Consider the following 16300-nt stretch of genomic DNA (forward strand, 5'->3'; position numbering starts at 1 on the left):
GGCGAAAGGTACGCTGATTCCCAGATTACGGCCATTTCCGGTACTTTTCGGGTGTTTTATCCTCGCCCGGCGCTGAATCCGCGCTTCAGCCGCATGACGTAGCCGATGACTTCGGCGACCGCATGGTAGTGCTCGGTCGGGATTTCCTGGTCGATCTCGACGGTGGCGTAGAGCGCGCGTGCCAGCGGCACGTTCTCCACGATCGGGATGTCGTGCTCGCGCGCGATCTCCCGGATCTTGAAGGCGAGATTGTCGACGCCCTTGGCGACGCAGATCGGAGCCGTCATGCCGCGCTCGTAGGACAGCGCCACCGAATAGTGGGTCGGGTTGGTGATGATCACCGCAGCCTTGGGAACCGCCGCCATCATGCGCTTCTTGGCGCGCTGCTGCCGCAACTGCCTGATCTTGCCCTTGATGTGCGGATCGCCTTCGGACTGCTTGAACTCTTCCTTGATCTCCTGGAGCGACATCTTCTGCCGCTGGAACCAGCTTCTGTACTGGAAAAAATAGTCGGCGATGGCGACGATCGCGAGTGCGGCGACCACCGCACCGAGCAGATGGATCGTCATGCTGGTGCTGGCGCCGAGCATGGCGGCCGGATCGAGCCTGACCATCGCCTCCATGCGATGCCGCTCCGGCCACAGGATCATGGTCATGACCACGCCGAGCAGCACCAGCTTGCCGATGCCCTTGAGAAAATTGGCCGCCGCCTGCTTGCCGAAGATGCGCTGGAAGCCGGCGCCGGGCGAGATCTTGCTGAACTTCGGCGTCAGGGATTCGGTCGACCAGACCAAGCGGTGCTGCAGCATGTTGCCGGCAATCGCCGCCAGCATCAGCAAGAAGAGAGGCACGCCGATCGCCGCGAGCAGGGCGAACTCGATCTGCTGCATCAGCGCGAGCAGGGCCTTGCCGTCGGTCTTGATCATCCAGGAATTGGCGAGCAGGTTGCGCATCGGCGTCAGCAGCCCGCTGCCCACCGAGCCCGAAAAGGTCGAGACCACGAGCGTGCCGCCCGCCATCATGAACCAGGTGTTGATCTCCTGGCTCTTGGCGACGTCGCCGCGTTCGAGCGCGTCGTCCAGACGCTTTTGCGTCGGATCTTCTGTTTGACTCTCTGGGTCCTTGTCTTCTGCCATCGATCTACCGTGACCTCAGCGGCATCAACTGGTGCATGACACCGATGAAGTAATCCAGATACGTCCCCATCATCGCCGTGAGCACCACGGCGAGCACCAGGAAGCCCGCGAAGATCGAGAGCGGCACACCGACGAAATAGACCTGCATCTGCGGCATCAGCCGCGCCAGCACGCCAAGGCCGATGTTGAAGACCAGGCCGAACACCAGAAACGGCCCCGAGAGCTGCAGGCCCAGGCGGAACGCGGCGGCGAAGGCGCGCGTCGCGAGCGAGGCCACATCGCCGCTTGATATGGTCTCACCCGGCGAGAAGATCGTGTAGCTGTCGTTCAGCGCCGCGATCACCAGATGATGGCTGTCGGTGGCGAACAGCAGCGTCACCCCGAGGATGGTCAGGAAGTTGCCGACCAGCACGCCTTGCTGGCCCTGCGTCGGGTCGACCGAGGTGACGAAACCGAGCCCCATCTGCTGCGCGATCACCGATCCCGCAACCTGGAGCGCCGAGAGCGTCACGCGCGCGGTCGCGCCCAGCACGATTCCGATCGCGATCTCATGCAGCATCAGGACCAGGAGCGGCGCGAGCGAGCCCATGTCGACCTGGTAGGCGTTGCGATGCAGCGGCAGGATGATCAGCGTGAGCAGCAGTGCGATCGACAGCTTGATCCGCGTCGGAATATTGGTCTCGCCCAGCCCCGGCAACAGCATCACCATCGCACCGACCCGGGCGAAGGCGAGCATGAAGGAAGCGGCGAGCGCCGGCAGCAGCGAGACGTCGATGCGCATAATTGACGCATCTTGCCTCAGCCGCCGATGATTCGCGACGAGATCCGCAGCATGTGGGCGTGGAGCGCGTCGGCCATGAACGGCAGCGCCAGCAGCATCGTGGCAAAGATGGCGAGGATCTTCGGCACGTAGATCAGCGTCTGCTCCTGGATCTGCGTCAGCGCCTGGAACAGCGACACGATGACGCCGACCACCAGACCGACCACCATCAGGGGAGAGGACACGATCACGATCGTCCAGATCGCATCGCGCGCAACGTCGAGGGTCTCGGGTCCGGTCATTGTTTGATACTCGCTATTGGTTGTCTGACGTGCCGGGAAATGCGAATGGCGAATCGGAGACGTCCCCATTCGCTACTCACCATTCGCCAAAATCAGATCGGCATCTTCATGATGTCTTCATACGCCGCGATCACGCGGTCGCGGACCGAGACCAGGGTGGACACCGCGACGTCGGTGTCCGCCACCGCCGTCACCACGTCCATCACGTTGGCCTTGCCGGAGGCCATCGCCACGGTCTGCGCATCCGACTTGCGGCCGGACTCCATGACGCTGCCGACGGCGTCCTTCAGCATCGAGGCAAAGGATTGCCCGCCGGCCTCGGTGGCTTTGCCGGCACCGCTGTTCTCCAGCACCCGGGCGAGGTTGGCATAAGCGTTGGCCGCGATTGTCGGTGATGCCATGGCTCAATTGTCCTGTTCAGCTCTTGAGGATGTCGAGCGTGCGCTGGATCATCCGGCGCGTCGCACTGATGATGTTGAGATTGGCCTCGTAGGACCGCTGCGCGTCGCGCATGTCGGTCATCTCGACCACCGAGTTCACGTTGGGATATTTGACGTTGCCGCTGGCGTCCGCGACCGGATTGTTCGGCTCGTATTTGACGCGGAAGTTCGACTGGTCGGGCTTGATCCTGCCGAGGGTGACGACTTGCGCGTCGAGCGTGCGGTCGAGCGCGGAGGAGAAGGTCGGAACCTTGCGCCGGTAGGGATCGCCGCCCGCGGTCTGGGAGGTCGAATCCGCGTTCGCGATGTTCTCCGAGATCACCCGCATGCGGCCGGCTTGCGCCCGCAGACCGGAGGTCGCGATCGCCATCGAGCGGGCAAAGTCGCTGCTGTCATTGGCCATGATGCGCCTCCTCTAGCTGTTCTGTTCCCGGATCATGCGGCTAGCCCTTGCCGATCGCGGTCTTGAGCAGATGCAGGCTCTTCGAATAGAGCGAGGTCGCCGCCGCGTAGTCCATCTGGTTGCTGGCCGCCTTCATCATCTCCTCTTCGAGATTGACGGCGTTGCCCGCGGGGCGGGTCTCGAACCCCGCGTTCCTGTTCTGGTCGAATCCGGAAGGGGCTCCCGACGGCGTCATGTGAGAACCGCTGGTGCGGGCGAGCGCGAGGGGGCCCATCGAGCCGGTGACCGCCCCGGACTTGTCGAGCTTCGGCTCGACCAGGTCGCGCGGCCGGAATTTGGGCGTGTCGGAATTGGAGACGTTCTCGGACAGGACGCGCTGGCGCTCCTGGTGCCACTGCATCTTGGTGCGAAGCGCCGACAGTACCGGGAGGTCGTTGATGGACATCGTCGCGGCTCCTTGCGCCTCTTGCGAACCTTGAGGTCCGCAACTAGGCAGAATTTGCCGCGTGTATGGTTAACAGCTGGTTAAGGACGCCCTCGCGGCGTGTCCCTGGGCGGGACACTATTTTGCGCCCCGTGATTCTACGCGTCCAAAAATGGCATTAACCCAACCATTTGGCGGCGCATGCACGGACCAAGAAGTCGTTTTGGATCGGACGATTCATAGGTTATTAAGAGTTGGGGACGGCAAAACTTGCCGTGGGACGTTAAGAGATCGCAGTTTGGGGCATCGTTAAGCCGGTGGTTGGCGCGTCTGACCATGGGCACGAGAACAGCGCCATTTGTCGGGGACAAGTATGCAAGGCAGCCCTATCACCTTCATCGTCGCGTTCATCGTCGTTCTGGCGTTGATCGGCGTCGCTGCCTGGCTGGTTCGCCGATTCGCCGGCAGCCGGGTCGGCGCCAACACCCAGCGCGGCAGGATGCCCAGGCTCGCGGTGATCGACGCTGCCGCGGTCGACGGTCGGCGCCGCCTGGTGCTGGTCCGGCGTGACAATGTCGAGCATCTCCTGATGATCGGTGGGCCCACCGATATCGTCGTCGAACCCAATATCGTTCGCGCCGCGCCCGGCCGCGACCAGCTTCCGCAGCGTCCGAACGCCGCGGAACCGCCGCGGCTTGCGCCCATGCCGGATACCAGCAGCTGGGCCGACGAAGCACCGCGGCCCGAACTGCTCGACCATCCCGAGCCGCAAATGCCCGAGCCGCCGCCGCGGCCCGCGCGCCCGTCCTTCGCCGACGAGGTGCGCCGGCCCGCTCCCGCGCTGGCCGAACGCCGCAGCGATCCCCTCGCCGGCTTCACGGCCGAGCCGATGCCGCGCCCCGAGCGCGAACCGCGGCCCGAGCCGCTGCCGCCGCGCGTTCCGCGCAGCGAGCCGCCACTGATGCCGCGGCCGCCGCGCCAGAGTGAGCCGCCGAAGATGCCGCCGGTGCGCGCCGAGCGCGCACCTGCCCCGCCGCCTCCTCCGCCGGTGCCGCAGGCTCCGCCTGTTCCGCCGCCGGCTCCCGCCGCGTCCCCCTCCAGCGCCGAGCAGAATCTCGCCGAGATGGCGCAGCGGCTGGAGGCAGCCTTGCGTCGCCCGGCCGGCGAGACGGTCGCGCCTCCGGTTGCGCCCGAACCTCCTGCGCCGCCGCCCCGCGCCGCACGCAGCGAGCCGCCGGCACCACCGGCCCCGCCCGCAAAGCCGGCCACGGAAAAGACCAGCTTTGAAAATCTCGAAGACGAGATGGCCTCCCTGCTTGGCCGTCCGAAGCCGTCTTCGTGAGGCTGCCGTCCCTTCCGCGTAGAGTATTTTTTCTTTCTGTCCTGATCGGCGCGGCATCGGCAGCGATGCCGGCGCATGCGCAGGACATCAGCATCAATCTCGGCGGCGGCGCTGGCGGCGGCGGCGTCACCGAGCGCGCGATTCAGCTGATCGCGCTGCTCACCGTGCTGTCGATCGCGCCGTCGATCCTGATCATGATGACGTCGTTCACGCGCATCGTGGTCGTGCTGTCGCTGCTGCGCACGGCGTTGGGCACGGCGACCGCGCCACCGAACTCGGTGATCATCGCGCTGGCGATGTTCCTCACCTTCTTCGTGATGGGGCCGGTCCTGCAAAAATCCTACGACGACGGCATCCGCCCGCTCGTCGCCAACCAGATCGGCGTCGAGGACGCACTGCAGCGCGCCTCCGTTCCCTTGCGCGGCTTCATGCAGAAGAACGTGCGCGAAAAGGACCTCAAGCTGTTCCTGGATCTCTCGGGCGAGGCACCGCCGGCCACCCCCGATGACCTCGCACTGCGCATCCTGGTCCCCGCCTTCATGATCTCCGAGCTGAAGCGCGCCTTCGAGATCGGCTTCCTGCTGTTCCTGCCCTTCCTGATCATCGACCTCGTCGTCGCCTCGGTGCTGATGTCGATGGGCATGATGATGCTGCCCCCGGCAACGATCTCGCTGCCGTTCAAGCTGATCTTCTTCGTGTTGGTCGACGGCTGGTCGCTGGTGGCCGGAAGCCTGGTGCAGAGTTACGGGGGGTGAGACGGAGTTGCGGGCCGCGCTTCGCGCGGGCAGCAGTCCTACCGCGTCATCTTGATCTGCCGCACGACGGGGATCGTCGGCAGCGAGCCGGTGTGGTCGGCTTGTTCCTTGGCCTGCGGTGAGCCAGGGGCGCGGGCGGTGGCGTCGGGGAAGCGCTGCTTCATCTCGCGCAGGAAGCCGTCGAGCGTGTCGACGCTGGCAGCCAACTTGGCGATCTCGGCGAATTCGGCGCTGGAGGCCGCGGCCGGCTTGCTGGCGATGTCGAAGGCGAGACGGTCGGCGCTCTCGCTCATCAGCGGCGCGTATTTCTCGCGGAAGCGCGACAGGCCGATCGAGTCGTCGGCGAGCGCATAGCCGACGGCGGCGCGGATGATGTCGCTCTTCTCCACCGCGTTGAGCGGCTTGAAGTCGCGGAAGCGCTCGCCGTAATAGAGCTCGATCTGCTCGGCAGACTCGCGCCAGCGCCGCCCCGCCCAGAAGATGTCGGAACGCAGGCGCAGCACCTCGCGCCCGGAGACGTTGGAGACGATGTCGAGCGCGAGATCGTGGCGGCCGACGTCGCTCTGCGCGCGCGCTTCCAGCAGCAGGCGCTGCTGCCTGAGCTCGCCGGAGAGATCGCTGATGCGGCTCGCGCGCAGCGCGGTGATCGCCATGTCGGGCTTGCGGTTGGCGAGATAGATCATGGACAGGCGCGCGGCGACCTGGGCGCGCGCAGCACCTTCGAGGCGGTGATCGACCTGATATTGCAGCAGCTCGGCGGCCTGATCGAGCAGGTCGATCGAGGCGAGACGGTCGGCGAGACGGCGGATCAGCTCGTCGCCGCGCCGGCCGATCGGCGTCAGCTCACGGAATTCGTAGAACATCCCGAGCGCCTCGACCGGCGGCAGCTCGTCGCCCTTCGGTCCCAGGAAGATCTTGGTGAACAGGTCCGAGGCGAGATCCTGCGCCTGGCGCGAGGCTTCGGCGTTCGGCTGCAGCCTGGTCGCGGTGCGCGCCGCGGTGAGCGCGTCGCGGTAGCGCCCGTTCTCGGCAAACATCTGCGACAGCATCTGGAGCGTCTTGACCTCGATCGCGTCGCCGCGCCAGGTCATGGACAGGGTCTCGAGCTCGCGCAGCGCGTCTTCCTTGCTGATCTCGTCGCGCTTCTGCCGCAGCGCGACCTCGAGCTGCTTGGCCTCGGCCGCAGCCGGCCGATCGGCCGAGGCGGCCGCGAACTTGTAGTCGTCGAGCGCGTCCTTGTCGTGGCCGAGCGCCTCGGCGAGCCGGCCGCGCAACACTGCGAAGCCGGGTGCGGCCTCGGGCGAGACGCCGACCACCTCGAGCTCGCTGCGGCGCTTGGAGGCGCCGGCATAGTCCTTGACCTCGAGCGAGGCGCGCATCGCGTCCATCGTCACGATGCGCTGGATGTCGAGCGGCAGCGAGGCGATGGCGAATTCGACGTTCTTGAATTTTTCGCGCGCATCGGCCCATTTGCCCTGGCGCGCATAGGCGAGCGCCTTCCAGAGCTGGGAATCGTGGCTGTTGCCGATCACGGGATTGGCGAGGTCCTTCAGGCCCTGCGCCGGCCGGCCGATCAGGATGCTGGCGATCGCATGCATGATCAGCGCGCCGCTCTCCTCCTTGTTGAGCGGATCGCTCAGCATCAATTCGGTCACGGCCTTGGCTTCGTGATACATCGCGCGCGACATGTAGAACTGCGCGAGATCGAGCCGCGGCAGCGAGCGCAGTGCCGGTTCGACGTTGGAGATCGCCGTGATCAGGTCGCTCTGACGCGTCATGAAGTTGTCCGACTGACCCTTGCGCCAGCCTTCGGGGCTGAAGATCGGGCGCACTGCGGTCGGCGCCCGCTCGGCCGAGATGTCGACCGGCGACAGCGTCAGCCCGCCCTTCTTGCCCAGGATCACCTTGTCGGCGCCGACCTCGACGCCGACCTCGTCGGAGTTCGGCCGGATCGCGATGCCGTGCGCGGATTCCAGCAGCGAGAGATCGACGAGGTCCTGCCGCTTGATGAAGCCGCGCACCGGCCGCTGCGCGGTGACGACATAGAGCGCGTCGCCGGCGTCGGGGTCGGTGAATCTGTGCAGCAGGCCCGGATTGGCGAAGGGGATTGCGATGTTGGCGAGCGCGGGGTCGGTGATGTTGCGCGACATCATCAGCGGCAGCGGCGTCGACTGGATCTTGTCGGCGAGCGTCAGGAGCCAGTTGGTCTTCTTGCCGACCTCCTCGCTCGCCAGCGAGTAGACCAGCGGGCGGGTGAGACGGATACGCACCGCCTGCCCCTTGTCGAGCGGGATGCGGCCGACTTCGCCGATCATCGCCCCGCCCCTGGCGCGGATCGCCTCGACGTCGATCGGCTTCGGCGTATCGAACACCAGCCACACCGTGTCGCCGCGGCGGAAGGCCGCCGCCGGTGTTGCGACCTGAATCGGGAACGTCACGCGCAAGCCGTCGCTGTCGCGGCGCGCATCGACGCTGGCGACGGTGGGCTGCGGCGCGGCCGGCGCCTCGGCAGGCGCAGCCTTGGCGGCTTCCTTCACGGCCTCTTTCGGCGCTTCGGCAGGCACCGGCTTGGCCGGCGCGGCTGCAGCCTCGGAAACCGGCGGCGCGGGCTTCGCAGCTTCCTTCGCCATTTCCTTGGGCGCTTCCGGAGCGTGCACAGCCTCAGTGGCGGCAGCCGGCGCCGGTTTCGGCGCTTCAGCGGGCGGCATCGCGGCGGGCGCTTCCGGCCTCACCTCGGGCTTGACGTCGATTTTGGCGTCGCGCGCGATCGTCTCGGAGGTCGGCGGCGCGATCTCGCGATGGGCCTCCTTCGGCTTCTCGGCCGCGGGCTTGTCGGGCGCGGGCGCCGGTCCGTGACCGGCAGGCTTCATCTGCGCGATCGCCGCCTCGGGCGTCGCGGCGGTCTTGCCCTTGTCGGGCTGGAAAGAGACGTCGACGACGTAGTTCTTCTCGTCGCGGAACGAATGCACGTCGGAATCGCCGATCAGCGCGATCTCGACATTGGTCTGATCGATGTCGGCCTTCTGCTTGATCGAGGCGACGTTCGGCGGCGCCGCGACGACCGCGTCCGCCAGATCGAAATTGAGGTTGGCGTTGAAGGCAAGCGTGAGCTTCTGCTCGTTGAGCACGGAGGACACGCCGACGCCGTCGGGCATCTCGAACACGAAGCGCACGAAGGTCGGCTGCACCGAGGCCCGCACGCGGATCTGCGGACGCTTCTTGGTCTCGGCCGCGGCGCGCTGGGCACGCAGCGCGCGCTCGGCGACGCGGGCGCGCTCGGCGAGCTCCTTGACCACGTCCATCGGCAGGCTCGGCGGCGGTCCCTTCCAGCCCTCCGGCAACAGGTCGACGAAGGTGCGCTCGCCGGCATTCATGGTGTTGACGGTGACGCGCCGCGCCAGCGACAGGCGGATGGCGCCGCCATCAGGATCGCGGCGCGCGGAGTTGACGTAATCGGGCGCGCCTTCGGGAACGCGGTCGACGGGAACGTCAACCGCGCGGTCGAAGCGGATGATGAGGATGGAGCCTGCCGTCGTCACCTCGGAGGGGACGTCCTCGCCGAGCTTGATGACGAGACGAGCAAAGCCGCCGCCGGCCGAAAAGCTCGCCTCGCCCCTGATCGGATCGGCCGCCCGGGCAGGCGCACCGAGACCGATCAGCAGGCAGGCCGCCAGCGCGCCCGCCGTTCGGACATGACGCGACAGCCCCGGCGCCAAGGCGCGGGCTCGCGACACAAATCCAGCGGCAGCCTTTCGCGCCATTGGCGGCATTTCTTCCGGTTCGGCGGTCCATGCCGGCATCAAGGCCGGCCCATGCCGTCGACTGTAGGTCCCGCCAATTAAGGACTTGTTAATGCTATATCTTGATTTGCTTTGGAGGCAGCACGCCGTGCCGCATCGAGCGTGGGCGGATCCGCCGGGTCTGAATTTGAGACGCCGATGGTTAAGGTTTCGTTAACACCTGCAAGACGGTGCTGTCGCGGTCGGCCAGTCCCTTCACGGGCACCCCATAGCGGACAAAGGCTTCGTCGATCCCAGCGTCGATTTTTCTGGCCGCCGAGATATCGCTTTGGCCACCAACTGCGTCGCCGAGCTTGAATCTGGCAATCCCTCGGCCGTAGAGCGCGCTCGCAAGCTTGGGCGCCAACCGCAGCGCTGAGTTGTAGTCGTCCACCGCCGCGGAGAATTGCCCCATTTTCAGATTAATGAGAGCGCGCGAGTCGTATGTTGCCGCGCTGTTTGCTCCCGATCGAAGCGCGATATCGCAATCTTCCAGCGCAGCCTGCAGAGCGCCAAGGACGGCTCGGGTCCAACAGCGTCCGCTCCGCGCAGCCTCCAGCTTCGGATCAAGGCGAATTGCCTCGTCATAGTCCCGCGCTGCGCGGTCGTACGCGTTCCCCTGCAGGTAGGCCGCCGCACGGTTGGCAAAAGCCGCGCCATAGTTCGGGTTGAGCTTGAGCGCCTCCTCAAAGGCGCCGATCGCCAGATCGCGCGCCCCCGTTCTCAGATAGGCCACGCCGAGGTTGTTGAACGCTTTCGCATAAGTCGGGTCAAGCCTGGTCGCTTCGACGAAATCCTTGATCGCGCGTTCGTAGTCGGCTTTGGCGCTATAGGCATTTCCCCTGTTGTTGTAGGCGATAACGAAGCCGTTCACGGCTCCCTCGCCCGCATCGATAAACGCCGTGCAGCCATCGATCCGAGCTTCGGGTGACACGCGGTCTGAGCCGTTGCACAGTTCAACATTCTTGAGGGAGCTGCTCTTCTTCTGTGCCCAGCCCGACGAACTGGACAGCCCAAGGACAAGAATGAGCATCACGGCCTTGATGAAACTGGCTCTTGCGGTCATTTCCACACCAAGTGTCCGACACCGACGGCGAACGAAGCGCCAATCCTGATCTCAGTGCCGGCCGGCACTGCGGCGTCACGGCGGCTTCGGGCCAAGCAAGTTTCTCAGCACCCCCGACAGATGTTGAGCCTCCGATTGAGGCTTCGATCGGGCTCCGGCGCCGCGGATGTCGACGGCTTCTTCAAGAGCTTGCTCTTGCCCTCTTCGATCAGGGTCGAAATTTTGACTGACCCATCGTCCGAAATCTCGACATGCGGCGTCGTGCCTCGAATCCCCAGCGTGGCGACGGGAGTATCGACCTTCATGTCGCCGGTCTTTGCGACCCCGCCCGCAACAAAAGTGAACGTTCCCTTGGCGAGATTGAACAGAGTCGCATTGGACTTGCCGGCCGGCTCATACACATAATGATCCAGCACCATACGGGCGTTGCTCGATAGATTGAACGAGCTGCCGTCGGTAAAGTTGATGCCGACGCGGCCGTCGGCGCCGGTGTACACCACGTCACCAAGATATACGGGATCACCCGTGTTGGTGCGGCCAGGGTCACTCGACACATTCGCCTGAACAATCACTGCGCCCGCATGTTCGATCGTGACCGAGCCTGAGACCACCACCACCTTCCCAATCGGTTTCGGCGATGAGGCCGCGACGGCGGGCTTGGCGGAATCGCTCTGCGCTTGAGCCGCGCTCGGCGAGAAATTGGCAAGCGCCAAAACAAGACCAATCGCCAAAGCAGCTATCGTAGGTCTGCACATGATCCCCCCTTTCTGAGAAGATCTTGTCGCTATCGGTGGCCCATTTCTTGAACCGCGTAGCGCAGCCATAGCAAATATAATTGTTGTTTAATTCTATTAACCAGCCTAATTTATCTCCGGCGCTACGCAAGCGCCACAAATTAAATGCGTTCCGTTTGTCAATTTAATCACATTGGCGGGAGGGGGCACGGCGGGAATGGCGGTACGCGTCGCCGTCCCCCCGCGCAATGCGTCTCTCTCGATCAGACTTGATTATTTCGGCGGGCAAGCCTTCGGGCTGCCAGCGCCCAGGAAATTTTGTCCCTTGGCGAGGGCCCGAGCAGGATTATGGCAGCACGCCGAGCCTGAATCGATCACCCAGGCGAGGTCGAGCCATGTTAGTTGCATCCGGCATCCACGCTGATAACGGGGCCACCATGGCCCTGCCCGTCGAGCTCATCGGCCACATTCATACTGCGGTCGGTTACTGTGCGCTTACGCGAGCGAGCGGTGTCGCTACACAGGCGGTAGCTGGTGCGCCTATCTACCGGGGCGACGTGCTGGAAACCGACGCCGACGGGCGGATCACAATTGGCTTCATCGACGGTACTTTTTTCAACATCGCCTGCGGCACTCATGTCGTGCTGAGCGAGTTCGTCTTCGACGTCGAAGGCATGCCATCTGCAGCCTTGTTCGACGTGACCCGAGGGAGCTTCGGTTTCGTACCGGGCCGGCTGGCGGAAACCGGAGCGCTCCGGCTGAATACGCCCATTGCAGGCATTCGCGCCCGGGGCCACGCGGGCGGTTTCGGGATGCTGACACTTGCAGCATTGACTTTCTCGGCCGCGCAGAATGCCGAGGCCGCGGATCCGGATGTCACATTCCTGGATGACGACTCCATTACCTACAAGGACCTTGCGCACGGCGCATTTGAGCTCGTGACCAAGGAGCGGGTCCCGCGACACATCATCGTCGAAGATCCCGGCGAGACGATCGTCATCAAGAAGGTGGGATCCACCATCAGCGTCAATCAGGTTGCGAATACGGCGGCTCGCATGGAGGAATTGCGCGCCGCCCAACAGGATGTGCTCGCCAATCTAGGAGAACAAGGGCCCCGTGGCTCGAGCACGCCTTTCTTCGTCAAACCCCAGCCACTGCAGCCGATCAATTTCATTCAGCCGGATGCGCCCACGCTGCAGATCTTGCCGACCACGTTGCCACCCATCACTTTCGCGCTGGTGGACCCTGTACCGCCGACTCTCAGCACCGGGGCTGGGCCAATCGAGCTCGATACGGTCGTGTTTGACACATTCACGGCGACGACGGGAACCTTCAGTGCCAGTAGCACCAGCGGCGGTGGCAATCTGACCTTCGGCATCGTCGGGGCCAGCGCCGGCAGTACGGTTCTGGATGGAGTGACGTACGATCTGTCGAAGACAAGTTCCTACGGGATTCTCTACGTCAACAGCACGAGCGGCGCTTATACGTTCGTGCCCGACAATGCCGCAATCAACGCGCTGAAGGCGCCTACGACCGACGGTTTCGTTATCACCGTCTCCGATGGACTCACCTCCGTCACCCAGACCTTCACGATCACCATCAACGGTGTCAACGACGCCGCAAACATCTCCGGCACCACGACCGGTTCGATCATCGAGGCTGGCGGCATCGCCAATGGAACGCCCGGCACGCCGATTGCGACCGGCACCCTTTCCGATACCGACGTCGACGATCCGCCCAATACGTTCACGACCGTAAGCTCGCCAACATCGAGCACCGGTGGCTACGGCACCTTCACGATGACGGCCGCCGGCGTGTGGACCTACACCTTGGACAATGCCAACCGCGCAGTGCAGGCACTCAATGCCGGCGAGACGCTGACCGACAGCTTTACGGTGACCTCGATCGGAGGCACCCCACAGGTGGTGACGATCACCATCCACGGGACCAGTGACGCGGCGATCATCTCCGGTGAGACGACCGGTGCAGTTATCGAAGCCGGCGGCACCGCCAATGCAAACCCCGGCACACCCATCGCGACCGGCACGCTCACCGACGTCGACGTCGACACCACCGCAAACGCCTTTACGCCCGTCAGCTTGCCCAAGGCAAGCGAGGCGGGCTACGGCACCTTCACCATGACGGCAGCGGGCGTGTGGACCTATACGCTCGACAACGCCAACGGGGCAGTGCAGGCGCTCAATTCAGGCGAGACGCTGACTGACAGTTTTGCGGTGACCACGCTGGACGGAACCGCTCAGGTGGTAACGGTCACCATCCATGGCACCAACGATGCTGCCGTCATTTCCGGCATGACGACCGGCTCGGTGACCGAGGCTGGAGGCCTTGCCAACGCGGCGCCCGGCACTCCGAGCGCAACCGGCACGCTGCTTGCGGCTGACGTCGACAATCCATCCAATACATTCACGGCAGTGACCTCGCCGAAGGCAAGCATCAGCGGTTTCGGCACCTTTACGATAACCGCCGCCGGCGTGTGGACCTACACGCTCGACAACGCCGGCGGCGCGGTGCAGGCGCTCAATGTCGGCGGCACGCTCACCGACAGCTTCACTGTCACGACCCTCGACGGTACGCCGCAGGTGGTGACGATCACCATTCAGGGCAGCAACGACGCCGCGCTCATTTCCGGCACCACGACCGGCTCAGTGACGGAGGCGGGAACTTTCTCACCCGGCGTTCCCATCGCGACCGGCACGCTCACCGATACGGACGTCGACAACGCTCCGAACACGTTCACCGCAGTCTCCTCGCCGGCTGCGAGTGACGGCGGATACGGCACCTTCACGATGACCGCAGCCGGCGTATGGACTTACACCCTCGATAACAACAACACCGTGGTTCAGGCGCTCGATGTCGGCGACACCTTGACGGACACCTTCTCGATAACTGCCATCGACGGTACGTCACAGACGGTGACCGTCGCCATTCATGGCGCCAGCGACGCAGACCCGAACGATTTTGATAATTTGGCCACCGGATCTGCCGTGATCTCCGATCCCCCCAACGTGTATGGAACGCCGGGGAGCGAAACCATTGCCGGCGGCGGCGACACAGGTCAGATCATCTACGCGGGAGCCGGCAGCGATACCGTCAACGGCACTGGTAAAGCCGACGTTCTCTACAGCGGATCAGGCAATGACACGATCAAAGGCAATGATGGGGATGACACCATCTACGGCGGCTCGGGCAGCGATACCATCAACGGCAACAACGGCGCCGACACCATAACCGGTGGATTTGGTGCGGACCAGCTCACCGGCAGCAATGGGAACGACCGTTTCGCTTACTTGTTCGTAGCCGATTCCAACGCAAGCCAGTTCGACACCATCACCGACTTTGCATCGGGAGCGGACAAGATCGACTTGACCGCCATGGGCGCGCTTGGGTTCGCCATATTGGCATTGAGCTCAACCAGCACGGCCGTGCCGGCACATACGATCGCCTGGCTCTATGACAGTGCGGCGAATGAAACGATCGTGTACGTCAATTCAACGGACCAGACCCTGCACGTCGGCGATTCCAGTCTGCTCGAAATCCATTTGCAGGGCATCGCCACCATCGACGCGTCGGACTTCATCACGGCGCCGGCAGCGGCACCTGCGACGGCGGTTGCCGGCGATCTGCTCGACCTCATCGCAACCTCGCAGGGTGACGCGACCGCCGTGATGACGATCACTTCCGAAGGCTTGTCCGACTCCGGCAGCGCCGACGGCACGCTTCTCGCTGCAGAGAGTTCGACCATCCAATCGACCGAGGCGACCTACAGCCTCGATTCGAACTGGGACCAGATCGGACAGGCCGAATATTCCAGCTTGTCCAGTTCAGACGAAACGCAAACGCTCGCGACCGAAACGCTCCGCAGCGACACGGCAGCTCCCTCAGCCAGCGGACTGTCTTTGATCGTGCAGCACGTGATCCCACTCACCGAGGCCAGCTTTGTCTTCAACAACCCGACCGGGTTCAAAAATGGCGCGGTTGTCGCAAGCGGCCAGATGCCTGACGTCGCCATGCTGAATTTTGCCCACGACGCCGCCGGACAGCACGCCGGTAGCGGGCTTGCGCTCGGACACGATGCAGGGAATGACGGCGTCGCGTCATCAAGAGGCGCCGCCCAGGCGGCTCATGCCCATGGTTATACCAGCGGTGAAACGGCAGACACGACGTTCAACCCAAGCCTGCTGAACCCAAGCCTCCTGAAGTCATCGACCGGCGGTGCCAACCATTCGTTCTCAAGCGGGGCGGACCAGCACAACCCCTCCCTGGAAGCGTCTGGATCAAAGCCTGCCAATCCGCTTCAGCTCGGCGACTCGTTTCGGTTCAGGGATGACGCGTCGCAAGGCTCACTGCACGGCGCAGTGTTGGATCATCTCTCAGACTTCGTCGGTCATCACGAGCACGCTGGGGAATTCCATGGATCCGAGCCGGCATTCATGCCTGAAGCATCGCCGTCCGATGTTGATCCACCTTTCCCGGCAGGTACCGTTCACGGCCATGTGTCGCACGATCTGATCGTGTGACGGCCTCAAGCCGATTGCGGCGTCAATGTTGCTTGCCGGCGCCTTCCGGTGCCGAGGAGCTGTCTTCGTCGAGAGAAGATTCATCATCGTTGCCGTCGTCGCCTTCTGGCGGCTCTGCATGCTGATGGCTGAGGGCGGATGTCCACGCCGATGTCATCGCCGCGATGAGCAGCCGGTTGAGGGCCTCGATGACGCGTTCTGCTGCGGACGAGTAGTTCATGGCCTCCTCCTGCGCTGCCGATTGCGACTAGCCAAAGCGTAGGACCGGGCCTTGAGCGCCACTGTACGCCACTTCACACCTGCGCGCGTCAACTCATCGCAGTCTCAGAAGATGCCGCCAGCTTCGACTGCATCCGCCACGGGAGCTTGATCTGCCGCATTGAGGAGTTGCTGAGCGCGCCCACTCACAACCTTCGGGGCGTTGCAGTTCGCGCGCGACTCTGACTCAGATGTGACCTCGGCGATGCGAATCGCATTGGTTAGCTTTGGGGGTAATCAATGAGCGGAGAAGCCGGTTGCATTGTGTGTAGCAGGGCAAGAGCGGTCGTAGCGATCGTTCCGATCGCCAGAGGATATGCCCTGAAAATATACGAGTGCTCCTGTTGCCATAGCACCCTGCAG

General features: G+C 64.2%; 13 protein-coding genes. 3 read left to right on the forward strand and 10 right to left on the reverse strand.

Translation table 11 applies throughout. The annotated features are described in order from the left end of the window. Window positions 1–56: 56 nt before the first annotated feature. From flhB to flgB, 6 genes are all read right to left on the reverse strand, one after another. On the reverse strand, window positions 57–1136 hold the full coding sequence (gene flhB / locus GGD62_RS07710) for a flagellar biosynthesis protein FlhB (protein ID WP_018321867.1): 1080 nt from the start codon (window positions 1134–1136) through the stop codon (window positions 57–59). A 4-nt stretch (window positions 1137–1140) separates the two neighbouring features. Then, window positions 1141–1917: a flagellar biosynthetic protein FliR gene (gene fliR, locus GGD62_RS07715; RefSeq protein ID WP_018321866.1), complete on the reverse strand. Its 777-nt coding sequence runs from the start codon at window positions 1915–1917 to the stop codon at window positions 1141–1143. Window positions 1918–1934: 17 nt separating this feature from the next. Beyond that, on the reverse strand, window positions 1935–2198 hold the full coding sequence (gene fliQ / locus GGD62_RS07720) for a flagellar biosynthesis protein FliQ (protein WP_018321865.1): 264 nt from the start codon (window positions 2196–2198) through the stop codon (window positions 1935–1937). A gap of 92 nt (window positions 2199–2290) precedes the next feature. After that, window positions 2291–2599, reverse strand: a complete 309-nt coding sequence (gene fliE / locus GGD62_RS07725) for a flagellar hook-basal body complex protein FliE (protein ID WP_018321864.1) — start codon at window positions 2597–2599, stop codon at window positions 2291–2293. Window positions 2600–2615: 16 nt separating this feature from the next. Further along, window positions 2616–3041, reverse strand: a complete 426-nt coding sequence (gene flgC, locus GGD62_RS07730; protein WP_018321863.1) for a flagellar basal body rod protein FlgC — start codon at window positions 3039–3041, stop codon at window positions 2616–2618. 40 nt (window positions 3042–3081) lie between these two features. Beyond that, on the reverse strand, window positions 3082–3486 hold the full coding sequence (gene flgB / locus GGD62_RS07735; RefSeq protein ID WP_183257179.1) for a flagellar basal body rod protein FlgB: 405 nt from the start codon (window positions 3484–3486) through the stop codon (window positions 3082–3084). Window positions 3487–3838: 352 nt separating this feature from the next. Between flgB and GGD62_RS07740 the strand changes: the two genes are divergently transcribed. Then, the gene (locus tag GGD62_RS07740; RefSeq protein WP_183707841.1) at window positions 3839–4807 is read left to right on the forward strand and encodes a flagellar biosynthetic protein FliO; all 969 of its coding nucleotides are present in this window, start codon (window positions 3839–3841) and stop codon (window positions 4805–4807) included. Beyond that, window positions 4804–5562: a flagellar type III secretion system pore protein FliP gene (fliP, locus tag GGD62_RS07745; RefSeq protein WP_018321860.1), complete on the forward strand. Its 759-nt coding sequence runs from the start codon at window positions 4804–4806 to the stop codon at window positions 5560–5562. Before GGD62_RS07740 ends, fliP begins: the two co-directional genes overlap by 4 nt. Window positions 5563–5600: 38 nt before the next feature. Here fliP and GGD62_RS07750 read toward each other — a convergent pair whose 3' ends face one another. The 3 genes from GGD62_RS07750 to GGD62_RS07760 all read right to left on the reverse strand — a co-directional run bounded on the left by GGD62_RS07750 (window position 5601) and on the right by GGD62_RS07760 (window position 11138). After that, complete coding sequence (locus tag GGD62_RS07750) at window positions 5601–9323, reverse strand: tetratricopeptide repeat protein (protein WP_183707843.1); 3723 nt, start codon at window positions 9321–9323, stop codon at window positions 5601–5603. 181 nt (window positions 9324–9504) lie between these two features. Continuing rightward, window positions 9505–10407, reverse strand: a complete 903-nt coding sequence (locus GGD62_RS07755; RefSeq protein WP_210317776.1) for a tetratricopeptide repeat protein — start codon at window positions 10405–10407, stop codon at window positions 9505–9507. 104 nt (window positions 10408–10511) lie between these two features. Further along, complete coding sequence (locus GGD62_RS07760; RefSeq protein ID WP_312009933.1) at window positions 10512–11138, reverse strand: FecR family protein; 627 nt, start codon at window positions 11136–11138, stop codon at window positions 10512–10514. A gap of 398 nt (window positions 11139–11536) precedes the next feature. Between GGD62_RS07760 and GGD62_RS07765 the strand changes: the two genes are divergently transcribed. Then, window positions 11537–15679 carry a VCBS domain-containing protein gene (locus GGD62_RS07765; protein WP_183707847.1) on the forward strand — a complete coding sequence of 1381 codons (4143 nt, stop codon included), beginning with the start codon at window positions 11537–11539 and terminating at the stop codon, window positions 15677–15679. Between the two features lie 22 nt (window positions 15680–15701). Here the strand turns inward: GGD62_RS07765 and GGD62_RS07770 are convergent, their stop codons facing one another. Beyond that, window positions 15702–15899 carry a hypothetical protein gene (locus tag GGD62_RS07770; RefSeq protein ID WP_018321856.1) on the reverse strand — a complete coding sequence of 66 codons (198 nt, stop codon included), beginning with the start codon at window positions 15897–15899 and terminating at the stop codon, window positions 15702–15704. Between the last annotated feature and the right edge of the window lie 401 nt (window positions 15900–16300).

This window comes from Bradyrhizobium sp. ERR14 (genome assembly GCF_014198235.1).
In the GTDB taxonomy this organism is placed as follows: domain Bacteria; phylum Pseudomonadota; class Alphaproteobacteria; order Rhizobiales; family Xanthobacteraceae; genus Bradyrhizobium.

Coding starts and splice junctions, on each gene's coding strand:
- GGD62_RS07755 (WP_210317776.1), bottom strand. CDS start 10,407: ATGACCGCAAGAGCCAGTTTCATCAAGGCCGTGATGCTCATTCTTGTC.
- GGD62_RS07765 (WP_183707847.1), top strand. CDS start 11,537: ATGTTAGTTGCATCCGGCATCCACGCTGATAACGGGGCCACCATGGCC.
- GGD62_RS07750 (WP_183707843.1), bottom strand. CDS start 9,323: ATGGCGCGAAAGGCTGCCGCTGGATTTGTGTCGCGAGCCCGCGCCTTG.
- flgB (WP_183257179.1), bottom strand. CDS start 3,486: ATGTCCATCAACGACCTCCCGGTACTGTCGGCGCTTCGCACCAAGATG.
- fliQ (WP_018321865.1), bottom strand. CDS start 2,198: ATGACCGGACCCGAGACCCTCGACGTTGCGCGCGATGCGATCTGGACG.
- GGD62_RS07740 (WP_183707841.1), top strand. CDS start 3,839: ATGCAAGGCAGCCCTATCACCTTCATCGTCGCGTTCATCGTCGTTCTG.
- fliR (WP_018321866.1), bottom strand. CDS start 1,917: ATGCGCATCGACGTCTCGCTGCTGCCGGCGCTCGCCGCTTCCTTCATG.
- flhB (WP_018321867.1), bottom strand. CDS start 1,136: ATGGCAGAAGACAAGGACCCAGAGAGTCAAACAGAAGATCCGACGCAA.
- fliE (WP_018321864.1), bottom strand. CDS start 2,599: ATGGCATCACCGACAATCGCGGCCAACGCTTATGCCAACCTCGCCCGG.
- flgC (WP_018321863.1), bottom strand. CDS start 3,041: ATGGCCAATGACAGCAGCGACTTTGCCCGCTCGATGGCGATCGCGACC.
- GGD62_RS07770 (WP_018321856.1), bottom strand. CDS start 15,899: ATGAACTACTCGTCCGCAGCAGAACGCGTCATCGAGGCCCTCAACCGG.